The organism is Phytobacter sp. RSE-02, from assembly GCF_040578655.1.
Taxonomy (GTDB): domain Bacteria; phylum Pseudomonadota; class Gammaproteobacteria; order Enterobacterales; family Enterobacteriaceae; genus Phytobacter; species Phytobacter diazotrophicus.
The window spans coordinates 22,244-37,519 of sequence record NZ_JBEULY010000027.1 but is presented as its reverse complement, the minus strand read 5'-3'; the positions used below and the strand labels follow the sequence as shown (position 1 = coordinate 37,519).

General features: G+C 49.8%; 11 protein-coding genes and 3 pseudogenes. 1 reads left to right on the top strand and 13 read right to left on the bottom strand.

Annotated elements, in window-relative coordinates; genetic code table 11:
- A partial coding sequence (locus tag ABU190_RS26250; RefSeq protein WP_354691669.1) for a hypothetical protein occupies positions 1-73 on the top strand: 73 nt, incomplete at its 5' end.
- Here ABU190_RS26250 and ABU190_RS26245 read toward each other — a convergent pair.
- From ABU190_RS26245 to ABU190_RS26185, 13 genes and pseudogenes are all read right to left on the bottom strand, one after another.
- A complete protein-coding gene (locus ABU190_RS26245; RefSeq protein WP_354692825.1) occupies positions 70-1,197 on the bottom strand; it encodes a VasL domain-containing protein in 1,128 nt (375 codons plus the stop codon). The two genes, ABU190_RS26250 and ABU190_RS26245, sit on opposite strands and share 4 nt — an antisense overlap.
- 3 nt (positions 1,198-1,200) lie before the next feature.
- Positions 1,201-1,626, bottom strand: a complete 426-nt coding sequence (gene tssE, locus ABU190_RS26240) for a type VI secretion system baseplate subunit TssE (RefSeq protein ID WP_041852648.1) — start codon at positions 1,624-1,626, stop codon at positions 1,201-1,203.
- 3 nt (positions 1,627-1,629) lie between these two features.
- Positions 1,630-2,166, bottom strand: a complete 537-nt coding sequence (gene tssJ, locus ABU190_RS26235) for a type VI secretion system lipoprotein TssJ (RefSeq protein ID WP_354692824.1) — start codon at positions 2,164-2,166, stop codon at positions 1,630-1,632.
- Positions 2,147-2,884, bottom strand: a pseudogene (gene tssG / locus ABU190_RS26230) (type VI secretion system baseplate subunit TssG); the annotation flags it as partial. The pseudogene tssG and the gene tssJ, both read right to left, overlap by 20 nt.
- Positions 2,883-3,605: pseudogene (locus tag ABU190_RS26225) on the bottom strand (type VI secretion system baseplate subunit TssF); the annotation flags it as partial. The pseudogenes tssG and ABU190_RS26225, both read right to left, overlap by 2 nt.
- A pseudogene (locus tag ABU190_RS26220) lies at positions 3,598-4,329 on the bottom strand (type VI secretion system ImpA family N-terminal domain-containing protein); the annotation flags it as partial. The pseudogenes ABU190_RS26220 and ABU190_RS26225, both read right to left, overlap by 8 nt.
- On the bottom strand, positions 4,322-7,693 hold the full coding sequence (locus ABU190_RS26215) for an ImcF-related family protein (RefSeq protein WP_354692823.1): 3,372 nt from the start codon (positions 7,691-7,693) through the stop codon (positions 4,322-4,324). The gene ABU190_RS26215 and the pseudogene ABU190_RS26220, both read right to left, overlap by 8 nt.
- Entirely contained in the window at positions 7,693-8,907 is a 1,215-nt protein-coding gene (locus ABU190_RS26210) for a hypothetical protein (protein WP_354692822.1), read from the bottom strand. Before ABU190_RS26210 ends, ABU190_RS26215 begins: the two co-directional genes overlap by 1 nt.
- Positions 8,908-9,244: 337 nt before the next feature.
- Positions 9,245-9,838, bottom strand: coding sequence for a hypothetical protein (locus ABU190_RS26205; RefSeq protein ID WP_354692821.1), 594 nt, complete (start codon positions 9,836-9,838; stop codon positions 9,245-9,247).
- Entirely contained in the window at positions 9,780-10,766 is a 987-nt protein-coding gene (locus tag ABU190_RS26200) for a hypothetical protein (RefSeq protein ID WP_354692820.1), read from the bottom strand. Before ABU190_RS26200 ends, ABU190_RS26205 begins: the two co-directional genes overlap by 59 nt.
- 9 nt (positions 10,767-10,775) lie before the next feature.
- Complete coding sequence (gene vgrG, locus ABU190_RS26195; RefSeq protein WP_354692819.1) at positions 10,776-13,265, bottom strand: type VI secretion system tip protein VgrG; 2,490 nt, start codon at positions 13,263-13,265, stop codon at positions 10,776-10,778.
- Between the two features lie 108 nt (positions 13,266-13,373).
- A complete protein-coding gene (locus ABU190_RS26190) occupies positions 13,374-13,796 on the bottom strand; it encodes a hypothetical protein (protein WP_354692818.1) in 423 nt (140 codons plus the stop codon).
- Between the two features lie 1,064 nt (positions 13,797-14,860).
- Positions 14,861-15,265, bottom strand: a complete 405-nt coding sequence (locus tag ABU190_RS26185) for a hypothetical protein (protein ID WP_354692817.1) — start codon at positions 15,263-15,265, stop codon at positions 14,861-14,863.
- Positions 15,266-15,276 lie beyond the last annotated feature (11 nt).

Below are 15,276 nucleotides of genomic sequence, written 5' to 3'. Positions count from 1 at the left end.
GTGGTGGTACAGCACGAAAGTGGGGATGATCGACCTGAAAAAGAGGTCGATCATCATGGGTAAAGGGTGTTAAAAAGTGTTCACCATGTCTCCGAACACCTGTCTGCCATGTCTCCGGACCGTACAGTTGTTCGCACGAGGGTTGCTTAACAGGGCATAGCGGTTGAGCAATTGTTGAAATCGGGTCTCGATTTGTACGATCAGCGCAGGCGCCACCTCCCCCGATCGCGTCTGTTCATCCAGTTGCCGAAGCAGTTCTTCCAGCGGTGGCGTTTGCAGGGATTGGCGAATCGCGAAAACGGCTGATTTCAGTTCCGATGCGGTTAAATATTTCCCTTTACGTTCATCAAGGGCATCCAGTTGCTGAGAAAGGCGCTGCAACTGCTTCTGTGCCTGCGCGTAATGAGACAACTCAGAAACCGGCAGCGCATTGCGCTCTCGTTCCCGTAAATCAGGTTGATTCAGAAATGTCCATACCCCAACCCCGACACCGCTCAAACACACTGCGGTCATCATTCCGGCAAAAAACATCGGCCATGAACGTCGGGATAGCGTGACCGTTGTCTGCCGCGCTGGCGGTGCGACACGTGGCGCAATCTCTTCAGGTTCGGAGGGCGCTATGGCGCTTGCGGTTATCGGCGTTACGCCTGCTTCTGTCTCCTGCGGCGTGAGCCGCTCCAGTCGCAGCGCGACATTACGCAACTGACCGGCAACGATATCCATTCGGGTCAGATGCCAGAGTTCGCACTGACGTAGTACTTTTTCAAGTTCAGCCAGGTATTGCTCACAGCGATAGACCCGCGCCAACGCTTGATACTGAACCTCCATTGTCCGTAGCGACTGCTGTATCTTTTCCGCCAGCCAACTGAGCAGAGTGACTCTTGAATGTACCTGCACGGGCCAGAAATCGTCCCAGTGGCGCGTCATCAGTGTCTGTAACGCCTCCAGCCCTTCGGTCATACCCACCAGCCCCTGCTGCTTTGTTCTGGCCAGGATGTAACAGACCAGTGTTTGCAGTTCCACGCCATTTTGTCTGAACAACGCCAGACACAACGATTCGACCCGACGCCAGTCCACGTCCGGGCGCGCCGGATGGGTGAGTTTACCCATTTCGGCCTGTAATTCGCCCGCTTCGCGAAAGGTACAGGGATCGCCACCCACACGAAACTGGCTGATAAATAACGAATGGTCCGTCATAGGTTATGCACGCTCCTGTTGCTTAAGATGACGCAGGACTATCCGCCCTTCCGGCGAGAAGACCCCGTCAAAACGGATCCATCCCCTGGCGGGAAGTTCGGCATGAATCAGGTAATTCAGATGTCCGGGACGCGGTTGCGGCAGTAGCTCCACGCGGAGCTGACTCAGGCGAGGTTCATAACGGCGCAGCGTCTCCTCAATCTGGCGTATTAACCCGTGAATACCCGCCGTCATTCCCTGATGTATCACGCTAAGATCCGGTAACCCGTAATCCGGCAGGTGCGCCAGCGTACCCGCCCGGCAATTGATAATGCGCTGCATGTTGTCCATCACGGAAAGGATAAGTTGGTCCCGCTCGCCGACCTGTTCCAGCGGTAATTCGCCACTGAAGCCAGACATCAACATTTCGTATAAAGAAGGCGTCGGCATGGATTAATTGTCCTGCACAGGAAGCAGCGTTAACTGGCTGCGCAGAAGCTCGATAGTGCGGGGTTTATCCGCATCCAACTCGTCCCGTTTCAGGATCAAACGCCAGCTATTACGCGTTTCATCCGGCTGATAAAACTGCCCGGCAATGGCAATAAACTGCGTCTCTTTATCGAGCGGCACATCCAGCGAAACCGCACCCTCGGGTTTAATCCAGACTGAATGTTCCGCCAGAACATCGCCGTTGAGTGCCGACTCTTCCTGCATGAGCAAGGTGTCGTAATCTGCTTTATCAAAGCGGGTGCGCGATGTGAGTTGCCAGACATGCACCATGGTGGAAAGCGGCGTGTCTTGCGCGTCCGTGTTGAGCGCGCCACGCGAGATGAAATCCAGATGCAAGGTATGGATCTGTTTATAGAAGATAGCGCTCGCCATACTTTTCGAACCCTCAATCACCTTTTGCCCCAGCCCGCAGCCTGTCAGGAAAACTGACAACGCCATCGCGCAGGCCAACGCCCGGCGCTTACAGTGGATAATGAACATGCGTGATTCTCTCCTTGTCCCATCGTGTTGAACCTGGCATGAGTTCCTGATAGCGGCCAAGTTTCACCGTTACAGTCCCGGTGTCTGGCGCGGAACCTGAGGCTCGTAAAATGCCGGTTAGGCCAATCTGAACGCGCTGTTTCCCTAGCTGTGCCGCCGGCAGCAGGCTGACCGGAAGCGTGAGCTGTAGCCGCGCCTGGCAACGCCAGCCAAGATATACACGCAGCAGCACCAGAAGATCGGTATGCAACGGCCCTCCCGGCAGCCATCCGCGCACTTCGTCAGCCTCTTCGGTATAGAGTTGCAGTAACAGTTGACTGTTAACGTCCGTGCCGGTTCGCCCCAACAGAGCGCGCGTTGTCAGGTCAATGCGGGACGTTCGGGACAGGCAGGCCCGCGTTTGCAGTACAACAGACTGCGGATCGTGTGGTGTCACCGTTGCCTGGGTCTTTGGCGCAAGCAGTGCCACTAACGCTGTCATGCCTTCCGCTGTACGCGTTGGCAGGCGCATCACACTCAACAGTGCCAGAAAACGCGAAACGGGCGTGGCGATATGGTTTTCGCTACCGGGAATACCCAAACCAATGAGCCCCAGCAGGCAACGTGAAATCGCATCCCTTGCCCCCGGTTCAAACGACGCCGGGTAGTTGTATTTGCGCCAGATGCGGTAGTATTGCGTGGTAAAACGGTGGTTGAAGATATCCAGAAACGCCATTATCCCCCTCCCCGGCGAAACCTTTGCTGTCGAGGGTGACCTGAATGTCCACTCCGCGCAGCAGAAAGCCTTTTTCGAAACGCTGAATGAGATGGTGCTGAACATCAACAATCGCCTCAAGACGACGGCGATTCATCTCGCTCTCCGTCCAGTCATAGAGCGCCAGCGTGCCGCGCAGGATCTCCGCGTTATCCATCATCGACAGAAAGTTTGAGCCAAGATGACTGAGTACCCGCCAGTGGAAACGGTCACGCGAAGGGGGATAACAAGGCTGCGTCGGCGCGCAGAGATTACGGACCCGCAGATTGTTTTGCGCCGCATGGAGGGGGGTGTCCAGAAGCGTGCTTTGCAACGCCTTGCGCGGAAGCTGGCCGTTGGTGCCCGTCAGGCTCAGTGACAAGGTTTCATCTTCCAGAAGCCTGTCCGCGTCAAACCCATCGCCCCCCAAAATCAACCAGCTATCATGCAGCCCCGAGGGGCCACGCTTCACCCGCGTGTGGTAATAGCGTTCGGGGGCATCGTGACGCAACATGCCGCCCCGATGGCGAAAACTGGAAAACGGGACATACGCCTGATTGCCGGTGTGGCGTGAGGAGACGATTCGATCAACAGAATAGATTTCAGTATGCCCATCCTGGATACGCATGGGTCGCAGGAGATACTCGTTTTCCAGCGGAGAGAGATGCAGCGGGTCAGCCTCTAGTGGGAACAGGTTGATAACGGGACAGCGTTTTGGCCTGATCCAGCAAATCGCGTCCGGAATGAATAACCTGCAACGACGGCGAGTCGATAAGGGAAGAAGCGACAGGCGGCGAGAGGGCCGCGCTATTTTGAGGTACAACGGCATTCATCCCGCCCGATTGCGCCAGACGTGACTCCAACGCGTGAATAAGCGGCATCAGCGAAGGCGGCTGTTGGTCTTCTGTCCATGCTGCAAATGATACTGATAGCAAATTCAGCGCAGCGATGATCCTGCAAAAATCCGCCTTTGCCACTTCCGGAAATCGCGCCAGGCTATCAAGAATTTTGTCTCCGGCCAGCCACTCAAGCACCAGTTTTCGGCTCGACGGGCGGGAGGGTAGTAGCGCGGTACCAAAGCGTTCAACCAGCCCGGCCAGCAACGCCAGCCCCTCAGCTAAGCCACGCTCGCCGTCGCGATGTAGCCGTGCCCAGATGTAATAGGTCACGATACGCAGATCTTTTGCCTGAGTCAGAATGAGGGATTCCGCCAGCGTACAAATCAATGCGGTGTCTGCGCCCGACAGCTTGTTCATCTCATCGCGCATAAGCAGAAAATCGTCGTGATAGCCCGGGTCTTCGCCAACGGGTGCGTCTTCTTTTACTGGCAATAACCATTTCTGCCATAACGCGGTCTGCTCGCGCGCAGCCTGCAGGACATCGCCATCGCTAAAACAGCTACGGGTTAACTGCTGTAGCAACTCACTCATCCTCGTGCTCTCCCTGTTCTTGCGACTCTGCCATGACGTTCCCGGTCAGGAAGATCTGCTGTGGCAGGCGAAAATTTCTCAGTGCCAGCAGTGCCATCGGCCCTTTTCCCTGCTCAACGCGCATCAGGTAATGCAACGGGAGGCCGTCCGGGGCGCGCCACAGCACTTTGTAGCTGCTGCTGTCCAGTTGTGTAACTTCCGCTTGTTCCAGTAAGCGGATGAGGCTCCAGCTTCCCCGGTAATCTGCAAAAATACGCTCGCTGTTCTGCGTGCTGGTCCAGCTCAGCGACGCACCGGGGTGCCACTGCTCACCAGGCCAGGTAAAGCGCTGCCAGCGCTCCTTCTGGTTGAAATATTCCAGTATTTGCCCGTCAACCGTCAGTTGCGTTTTCATCACATCGCGCGCGGGTTTGGCTCTCAGATCAAAATGTATTCCGGCATCTCCGCTGGCAAAGGCGGCATCCGTGATATCGCCAAGCTGATTCAGGGAACGCAAAAACGCCGGATTTACTACCAAACCCTGTGTGTTCGTGGCATCGGTCACCCAGTCTCGCCCTTCGCGTCTCAACACGCCACCAAGGTGCGTGGCGAGATATTGATGGATGCGGCCACCGTCGCGCAGGTACTGCGCCAGCAAAGGCAACGAGGCATCATTCTGCGTGGCACTAAAGGGGTAGCGCCCCGCAAAATCCTGTTCCCACTGGCTGACAATGGCACGCTGCCACTGCCGATTGAGACTCTCCGCCGCGGGTGTCAGCACCTGTCGCCATGCCTGCTCAACCGGGCGAACAAACAGCGCCTGACCAAAGCCGCTCCATGCCTCTCCGAGACTGGCGGCAACCAGACGACCATAGTCGCGGGTATCAGTAAGATCGACGGTTTTACCCTGAAACACCGTCTGCGCCAGTTGTTGCGTCATTTCCCGCGGATCCGGGGCGTTGATGACCTGTTGCAGTTTGAGCCGCACACGGCTAACGCGCGTCAGATAAGTCTGCAGACTGAGCGTCGCGTCTCCGCTACCGGCAGCGCGTTCCCCCGTCAGTCGGAGCAGCGGGGCAAAGGTTTTATCCAGCGGGCCGGGAGGCGTTTCGTCCTGACGGCCTTGATCTTCGCCGTTAAAGAGTGCCTTTGCCGATGTCGTCAATGAATCCGACAATCCACGGTTCGGTCGCCCCGTTGCCGCCTGCCACGCCAGCGTATCCATCAGGCCAATGAGCGGCGACTGGTGAGCATCAGCCATGAGTGTCAGTTGATCGAGTACACCGGAGAGCGTGCCTTCCTTTTTCCAGCGAAGGCTGTTAAGAAAAGAGAGCCAGCTTCCGGCAAAGTCGGTGAAGTAACGCTCTGTGAGTCGGGCGCGTAGCGTCTCCGGCGATACATCGGATGACGCGCCCTTCTCGCGATCACTGAGCACCCAGTCAATTTCTTCGCGTCGGGCCGCCACAACTTGCTCTATCGCCTCTTTTACCTGCCCTTCCCACGCCTGGCGGGTGAACATCCCCGGTACGATCTGCTCAGTACTAAAAAGCGCATCGGCCTGGGTGTCGCTGGTCATATCCGTCAGCGTCATATCTGCATAGTTTCGGGAAACCTGTTTCAGCACATTCTGGTAGAGCGAGTTTTCCGCATTGCGTACGCCAATCTGGCGCAGCAGGATTTTTCGCACGGTGGCGGTCAGTTCCGGTTGCAACGCCGCCTTCCATTGCGGATGTTCAGCCAGATTCGTGGCCCAGAAGGCAAGTAGCGAAGGGACGATACTCTGCGAGAGACCTTCCGCCCCCCCTGGATAGCGCAGACCATCGGCCATCAGCGTGGCGCTGAAAAAGGCCGCATCCGCTTTTTCCGGACGGGACATCATCAGCAGCGCTTTAAGCTGTTTATATCGCTGCTCACTTGTTGCCGTCCGCTGAGGGCTATCAGGAGGCAGGGCGACAAAGGCGTTTAGCTGCTGTTGCAGATGTGAGAGCGCCACATCGCGCACCAGACGGTTGGCAGCCTGCGCATAACCGGGAAATGCCGCATCAAGCAATTGCGTGTTACGCTCCAGTCCGAAACGCTGATACCACGGCGCACCGTGACGAACGCGGTATTGCAGGCGCTCCAGTTCGCTCTGTAATGTATGCAGTGCTATCAGTTGTTCTGAAAGCGGCAGGCGAGTGTTCAGTGCGTGCGCTGTCTGCGCGGCGGTATCCTGAATCAGCATGCGGTTGGTCAAAAAAGACGTCAGAAGCCCGGTTCCCCACACCATCACCATTATGCCCAGCATTGCCATCATTGCATGTGCCCACGGGAATCCCACCTTACGACCCCGGACCTTATCATCCGTAATCCCCGCCCATACCGGAGAGGGGAGCCAGGCATGAGGCGCGGTATCTGCTCCGGCCACATGCTTCGGACTGAACATCAGGCCACGCAATGAGAGGGAATAAGCTCCACCCGACAACAGTGGTTTCAATGTGTTTTGCCAGTGAGCAACGCCCTCTTTTTGCAGGGAATGTGCCAGGCGCAACAGGAAATCGTGGCGATTATCGCGCAGTAACTGCTGCATCCCCTGCTCTGTTAGTTGTGGGGTTTGCGCTTCCAGCATGGAAGCCAGATGTTCTGCCGTGCAATGTTCAGGCAGCAGGCATCCCACCGCCTGTGTGGTGCGTTCGGTCTGATAACCGCCATCGTCGCAGATCTGCCACAAATAGAGCGGGGCCTGAAACCCGAGTCGTTTTCCGCTGTCGGTCAGCCCGCGCCAGGCCTTATCCATTTGCGCACTCTGCTGGCTCTGTTTCGCCGTCAGCGGCCAGACAACCCCATCCAGTGGGCTGTGGCGGCGCAGTTTTCGCAATGACGCCAACAGTTCGGCCTCCGGTTCGGCTAACGCTCTGCCGCCATGGATCAGTACGATACCGTCGCCTTCAAGCCAGTGCTGTTCTGTTAAACCCGGTGCGATGGATTCCACTTCGGCGGGCTCACCGATAATCAGGAGCAGACGGATTTTATAGCGCCAGAAGAAGCCGTAGCGGGTGCGTACGAAAGAAGCCATTTCCCCCCATACCGGATTACAATTATCTACTTTTTTCTCCGTCACAGGCCGATAGTCATCCCCGGCAGCAAGCTGTCTGCGAATTTCAAAATCTTGTATAGCCAAGTGGCGGTTTAACAAATTGTAAGCGCCCATAATGATGAGAAAAATCAGGCCGCCCGCAATCACACCCGCCATCCAGTATGTCTGCTGTAGGCTGCCCGACTCGACTCCCACGAGCATAGGTTTACGGTAAATTAACGTACATAACGCAATGACTACCGTAACGGTGAAAAACATTATCGGCCGAGAGAACGAACGAGGCCGAAGACGGTTTAATTCCGTAACCACTATGATGCCTCCTGAGCTAAAGCATGCGGTGATACCACCGCCGCCCACAAAGAATCCCCGCCCTGTTCGCCACTAAGCGCCAACTGGGGTTGGTGTAAATGCATTGCTGCCAGTGTGGCAGCTGCAATTGATAACCACGGTGCAGCCATGTCTGAACGCCCCAGAAAAGCGTCAAGTTCATAGAGCGAAGCTTCCTGAATAAATGGCTCGTTAAGTGACAGCAAGGCAACCCGCTGTTCCGCATTCAACGTCGCAGTCCACGTACCCGACAGGGCATCAGGTCTTACAGGCATCCAGTCAAGCGCCTGTTTAATCCCTTCGACCATGGCGGTTGTGTCAATAAGTCGCTCAGGGCGATGCAACAGTGCCAGTGGTGTAATTGCCTGTTGAGTTAACCTGTTAGCCATCAACAAAGCGCAGGCAGACTCAGCAGTGAGTTCTGGTTGCTCTGGTTCCAAATGTAAGGAAATAACCAGCAAAACAGCTTTTTTGTGAATGTCGTTATCAAGCCAGTCGTCTATGACAGCTAATCCCCTCGCGAAATTTGAAAATAAACATGTTCTGGAAAATCCGGCTTTTTGCCACTCGTCCTTGCAGATATCTATAACAATTGGCACGGAGAGTGATGTATTAATCTCAAAAAACACGTTGATGTGAAAATCATCGGGTAATCGACATAGTTGGGGTTTGATGTCACTGAAAAGACGGGAAATAATTTCCGGTAAACGACTGGTTATGGGTTGATCCGTTAACACTGGAATTACACTACGGCGAACCATATTTTCACCACGCAGTACAGAATAAGTACTTAACCGCGACTGGCGGGTCAAAAAGTTCATCGTGGTTTCAACTAAAGAATCACCGTTCATTGCCGTGTGCAAAGAAAGGTTTAATATTTGCAACGCACGTCGCCCCCGTTGAGTTTCCCGTAAAATCACTTCTTCACGACGCTTATTCCACGCCTCCACTCGGATACATTGTGTTATAAAAACCAACCAATAGACTGATACGGCGAGTGACCATATAAAAATGAAAATACCGGAAACTGCCCCCCAAAAGTACCAACCACTTATTGCAAATTCATTTCTAAATGGAAGAAACACTGACACTAAAACTGTAGGTGGCAGCAACAGAGAAACCATTATCCATTTAACACAACCAGTTTTTTTGGGGTAATCCTTTGCATCAGGAATAGTATTAAGACGAACCGACATAATAATATCCATTTTTATTTCAAATAATCATTAAAAAAACAAAAAATATATGAACTACATACAGTATCCATTAAAATAAAAATCACACCTACTTATTACCATGTAAATTTCACCTACTTCTTGTATAAAAACCACTATGATTATCTTCAATCAAAAAAATCTGATAAACATACTCTCCCACCAAACCTCTTTGCATCACCATAAATAATACCCTTTCCTTTTCATGACCCTGCGCTATATAATTTCGTCATTAAAAAACAATAGGAAAAAAGACAATGAAAACTATAAAAAATTACCCTTGCCAAATACAGCCATATAATAATTAAAACAGTCATAATTATCTTTCATAAATCACAGGACGAAGAATATCTTTTTTAGACAGACCTTCACTCTCTATTATATAATTTGTACTATCAACAACCATCCCTTTCTGGTCATATTTAGAAAACCATTTAATATTGAACCCCAATGAATTCCATGAAAAAGAGCTATAATCACTTTCACTATTTCCCGCTCCAGATTCCAAACTATCCATTGAAAAGCTTTCCTTACAACTGCTGATCAAAACCTGGTCAATAAAAGTACTAGCTTTTTCACCTACTTTATAAAGATTCAGCCAAATTTCATTACCAGATCCACAGAACCCCTCAGGTGTGCCAACGTTACTCGGTTTTTTTTCAAAAAAGACAAAATAGCGTATTCCATTGACAGTGCCGATCTTTTTATAGAAAAAAATATCTCTTGTATTAACCAAAAATAAATTATTTTCTAATGAAAAAAAATTCAGTACAGGATCAACATCAGATAATACCTGCAGAGAATGGGCATTTCTTGAATATGCCATTTGAGTATTTATTAAAAAAAACACAATGTTAATCAATGACATGATCCGCATAGCAAACCCCAGAATATCGCCACGGATGCTCATCATCCTGTCCCGCACCTCCCATACTGTACTGCTCATGATCCCGATCATGTAATTCTTCTTCTGTTCTATCTTGATTTGATGGATTTGTAGTATCCCATCCTATATTTCCTGTTTGAGAATCACACAAAATGTTACTCTTCCTTTGCCATTGTTGCTCACTTTCATTCCATTCATGGTATGCGCCACCATTCCAACGGCTAATTGTTTCATGTTGCAATTGCTCTTCTGTATAAGTTCTTCCATCCTTACCGAGATAATTTTGAGCATTTTTCCTTTTTTGTATATATAGGTCAGAACCTCCATCTATATTTTTCTTCCAATTCCACACCTGCTCATATGTAGGGATAGGATTAGTCATCTGAGTTATCCCATACCCACCATCAAATGCAACTACAGGTTCATTATCAAAATTGATAAAATGCTTATTCCTTGTTTCCTGCTCAAGCAATTTATCAAATCCTTCAAGGTTTTCAATGCTATTAATATAAGATGAGACATCTTCCGCTGATGGATTTTCCCCTCTAATTTTAACAGTTCTACGAATTAGCTCCCCGCCAACATTTACACTAACAGTTAAATCCCCTCCTATAATTTCCTCTCCAACATTCAGTTGCCACCTTTTCTCTGTTGAAGAAAAATCCCCAGCCTTAGAAAAAGTCCTAATAACTCTTCCACGTCTAGCCCTCTCTCGTAGGCCACTACTTTTAGCTTCCCACTTAATTTCCCAGTTCCACAAGTATGGTGGTGGCATATCAGAATAGAATTCAAAAATTATTTCAGGAAAAGTTGCATCACATCCAATATTGAAAGTAGAATTATCCTCCGGACTTATCCAACTGATTGAGGATGGTGCTGAAATTACCCGAACAATAGTCCCTTGAATATCATTAGTCCGTCCAGCATTAACAGCTCGTTGCGTTCTTGAAGTCATAAATCAATCTCATTTTGAATTATACGTAATTGACAAACCTGACTCATTCTCGGTAAACACCCTCTCAGTAAATCCATGCTCATCTGTGATCCCCTCCCATATCTCACCCGATGAACTAACTATTTTATAATTAACATTTCCAAGCACTCGCTCTCCAGTACTATCAAACAACTGGAATTGCTCATCAAAATCTAATGCCCTGTCCACGATTTTAGGCATAATCTTAATATCGGGCGTCTTAACTTCCCCCGGCTTACGCCCGTAATATCCTGCCTTGACGTTATATTCACCTTGCGTACCGGCTTCTATTCCGCAGGGATCCAGACGGATATAACTTCCGCCACCGTTGATCGTGATTTTCTTCTTCGCGGTAATAATGATCTCATCTTCCGTGCTGGTGATCTCTATCGATTTTTTCGCCAGTAATTCCATCAGGTCGTTCTGCGCCTGTAGTGAGATCGCACCTTTATTGGCAAACAGCTTAATCCCCGCTTTGCGTACAAATACACTCAGGGCCTGCCCCACACCAATAAACAGGTTTTTTATCACCCCAATATCGGCATTATTGCCAGCGTTCATTTCGAGACTCCTGGCCGCTGCCAGTTGCATATGTTCACCGCTGGCCAGGGTCACACCTTTCGGACCGCTTAACAGCACCACCGCCTGCGTCAGTTCTTTTACACGCTCCTCCAGCAACGTCACCTGCGACGCAAGGTCTGCCGGGTCAGCATTCGCCGTTTCCGCATCCGCCGACAGAGACGCCATTTGCGACTGTGCACCGCTCAGTATCCCCATCGCCGCCGCCATCTCCCGCGCCTGCCCCTGCGCCCGCTCCTGACCGTCGGCGCTGATGAATATCCCCTTTTTCGCCCGGATGGCGCCCCACATGTCCGTGCGCAGCTCAAAACCTTCCCCGCGCTGCTGTTTTCCCGCATCCACCAGATGGCCGAGATTGAGCTGGCTCTTGCCGCCGTACTCCGTACTGATTTTGATATGCTCTTTGCCGCGCTCGTCATCAAGGCGCAGCTTGTTGTTTGCCGGGGTACGCAGCACGTTGCGCTTGTAGTTCTGAATCGTCACATGGTCGGGGTGGGTGGAATCATGCTTCACCCCCGCGATATAGGGCCGGTCCGGGTTGCCTCCCTCAAACGCGATGCTGACCTCCGTACCCGCCAGCAGCGGCAGGTGCAGTCCGTACGTATCACCTGCATAAGGGCGGGACTGCCGCACCCACAGGCTCTCGTAACCCGGCTTCCAGGCTTCGCGGTCAAAATCGAGGTTCACCCGGTAGCGCCCGTCTTTATCGATATGGGCGTAGATGTCGTTTGCCGTTGTGCTGGTCACCCGCGCGGGCAGCGTTCCGGCCATCACCGGCTTCGCGATGCGCGCCGGGCGAAAGCTGTAGCGTTCCGAATAAGGTATGGCGGTAAACGTCAGTTCATAGCTGCGATCGCGGGCTGCGCTGGCGGTCAGCCCGGTTATCAATGCGCCCCTGCGGAACACCGCCGGGGCGTCTTCATCCGGTACCTTTATCTCCAGCCCCGGCATCAGCAGGGCGCTGGTGCTCAGCCCCTGCAGAATGGCCCGGTCATTAAGGTAACGTTCGTGGCGGATACGCGCGTAAAACGACCCGCTTTCCGGTGTGTCCGGGTCGCCTGCCGTCAGGAAGTTGTCCGCGTAATGACAGGCTTCGCCACAGGTGGTGCTGTCCCCGCCCGTCGCATCAAACGCCGACGTCATATCGGCGGTCGCGTCACGGTAGTTGTAGTCCCGCGTGGTGACGCTTTTTTCCACCACATGATATGCCGTGTTCAGCCCCCAGACAGATTCCGTGCCGCTGTCGCTCAGCCCAGAAGGGTGGCGCAGTGGCAGCATCAGGCCGCGTTCATAGCCGCTCTGGTCGTCATAAAACTCAATGACTTCGATTTTCAGCCGCACGTCGGTACTGAACCGGAACCAGATCCCCACCTCCGACAGCAGCCGGGAGATAAACGTCAGGTCGTCCTCGCCGTACTGCATCACCTGTTCGCGCGACGGATATTCCCCCGTCAGGGTGAAAACGAAGTCCTGGCCGAGCATCCCGTGGCGCTCACGCAGGATTTTCTCGACAATCTGCGGCACGCTCTGATTCTGGTAAATGGCGTTCTGATGGCTGCGGGCGAGCAGCGCCAGCCGGGGCTCAAGGCGCACTTCATAGCGTGTTTCATCGCGCGAGGTGGAAAGCTGTTTAAAGCCAGTGATGACGCCATACAGGGTGCGCAGCGGCACCTGTACCGGCATCCCCTGAACCGGCGGGGCGCAGAGGCTGAGCGCGCCGTCCTGCATCAGCAGCGCTTCCGGCTCCAGGGTTTTATCACGGCTGGTGAACTGAATGTCGTAACAGAACGGCTGGCTCAGATGCTCGCGGCCTTCAAAGGAGAGCACATCAGGCGGGCTGCTCAGGCCACGGATTTTTAATTTGTGGTGGGAGTGGTCAAAATTAAGAGTCGGGATGTCCATTTCATTCCTCCAGTCCGTGAGAAAGATCGTCGTTCTGTATACAGCGAAATAATTTCATGAGTGGCTTATAAAATATAAGGAAAGATAACAACTTCATTTATATAAATATTAAAACCCACGCATCCCGTCATATGGCAAAAGGAAAAATGATTCACATTCTACATTGCTGCACCCCCAATATATTACATCATTATCATTTTCCCAAACTGCCGTGGCAGCCGAATTGATAATAAAGGACCACTCGATACCATTAGCAATAAGTTTCCCACTAATCTCACAAGGCAACCAATAAAAATCTCTGACAATACGTTGATGACTGGAAAACCTCTCACTAATATTGAATATCTTGTTTATATCATCAGTACTAAGTTGCCATTTTAGACATGCTGATCTTAGTAATTTATCGTCTGCCCCATCGTCTAGATACCGGGATGATTCAAGCATCAATATTTTAATGTTGACATCCATCTCTTTACTATGTGTAAAGCCACTAGACGCAATCAAGGACAGTATATACACAATAATTCTCATAAATATCCTTAGTTTTTTCGCAATACACTACCAACCAGGATTTCTCCATATGATTTGTTGTCACGGATCATATATTTCAACGACAAACTGCCCCCTCCCTCAAGCCTACTTTAGTAAAAGGCACGACTGTTTCTTTGTAAAGTAAATTAATATAATAAAAGCCGCCATAGACATTACTAAAGGGAAGATATAAATAAGATTGACAACTACACCATATTTCATAATCAAGAACGGAAACACATTTAATTCAAAAACTTCAATATAATTTCTTATGTAATTTTTAATAGAAAACAATAAGCCATTTACAATATTGAATAAATAAATCACATACAAAAGATAAAACTTAATTTTCCTACCCGGATAACCACCATTCATTAAGAGCCGAGAACTTGAAAACAGCAGTACTGCATTAAAAATAACAATCAAAAATCGAACTACAACAGTGAGCGCAAGTAATATGTAACATTTTCATTACTAACAGCATCATAATAGTCCAGCTCCCCACGACAATAGCCGCAATCCAACAAATAAATTAAAACAAAATCAATAAGAATAATCATTACTGCAAAAAAATGTGTTCAAAAGCCTCCCAAATGAATTTATGACACAAACTTAAATTGCATAGACTTAAAAATACTTTATAAGATTTATTTCTCAGTAACTATTTTTGCTCTTATATTAAAATACACCCGTCTATCCTTCCATTTAAATTATATTGCCTCATAAAATATTCGATATCGACTAAACTATCTAATTCAGAATAACAATAATTATCGTTTTCCTGCAACCTTATTAAATACATATGACATTAATCAAAAACATATAGCACTACTCCACCTTTCTTTTCATTCTACTTATTAATTCAAATCGACCATTTTTTATTATATACTTTTCTTTTAGATAAACTTGGCTAACTGGTCTTTTGTTTTTCACCACCATATCATCTTCATACTTATAAAGGACGTTGCCATCAATATTTACCGTATAATCAGCATTAATAACAAAATCAGAAAATCGAACGATATCTTCATAGCAAAAAACACTATCCAACAATAAAGCATCGACTAAATTACCATCCTGAGCATAACTATTGAGTTGCACATTAAGCAAGGGAGTATCTGCTTCCCTGGTTTGTTATAAATGATCAATTTAAAAGTATTATGATCATAACCAAAACTACCAATCGCATAATAATGCACACCTACTTCCATATTTGGCGAACCAAAATTATCGCCTTTAACTGGAATACTGACTTCTTGTTGATTAAAATTATTAGGTCTTCTCTTGTATTTTGGGGGGATTTCGACAACAAAGGAACAATTATCAAACAATGTTTTCATATCTAATGCCTGCCTGTATCTCAATTGAGTAACATCCAAAGGAAATACCAGAACTTTACTTTCTGCTGCATTTATAACGCAACAAAAAATGCATGGCAAAAGATAAGGGAGAAAAATATATTTTTTCATTTCAATATCCG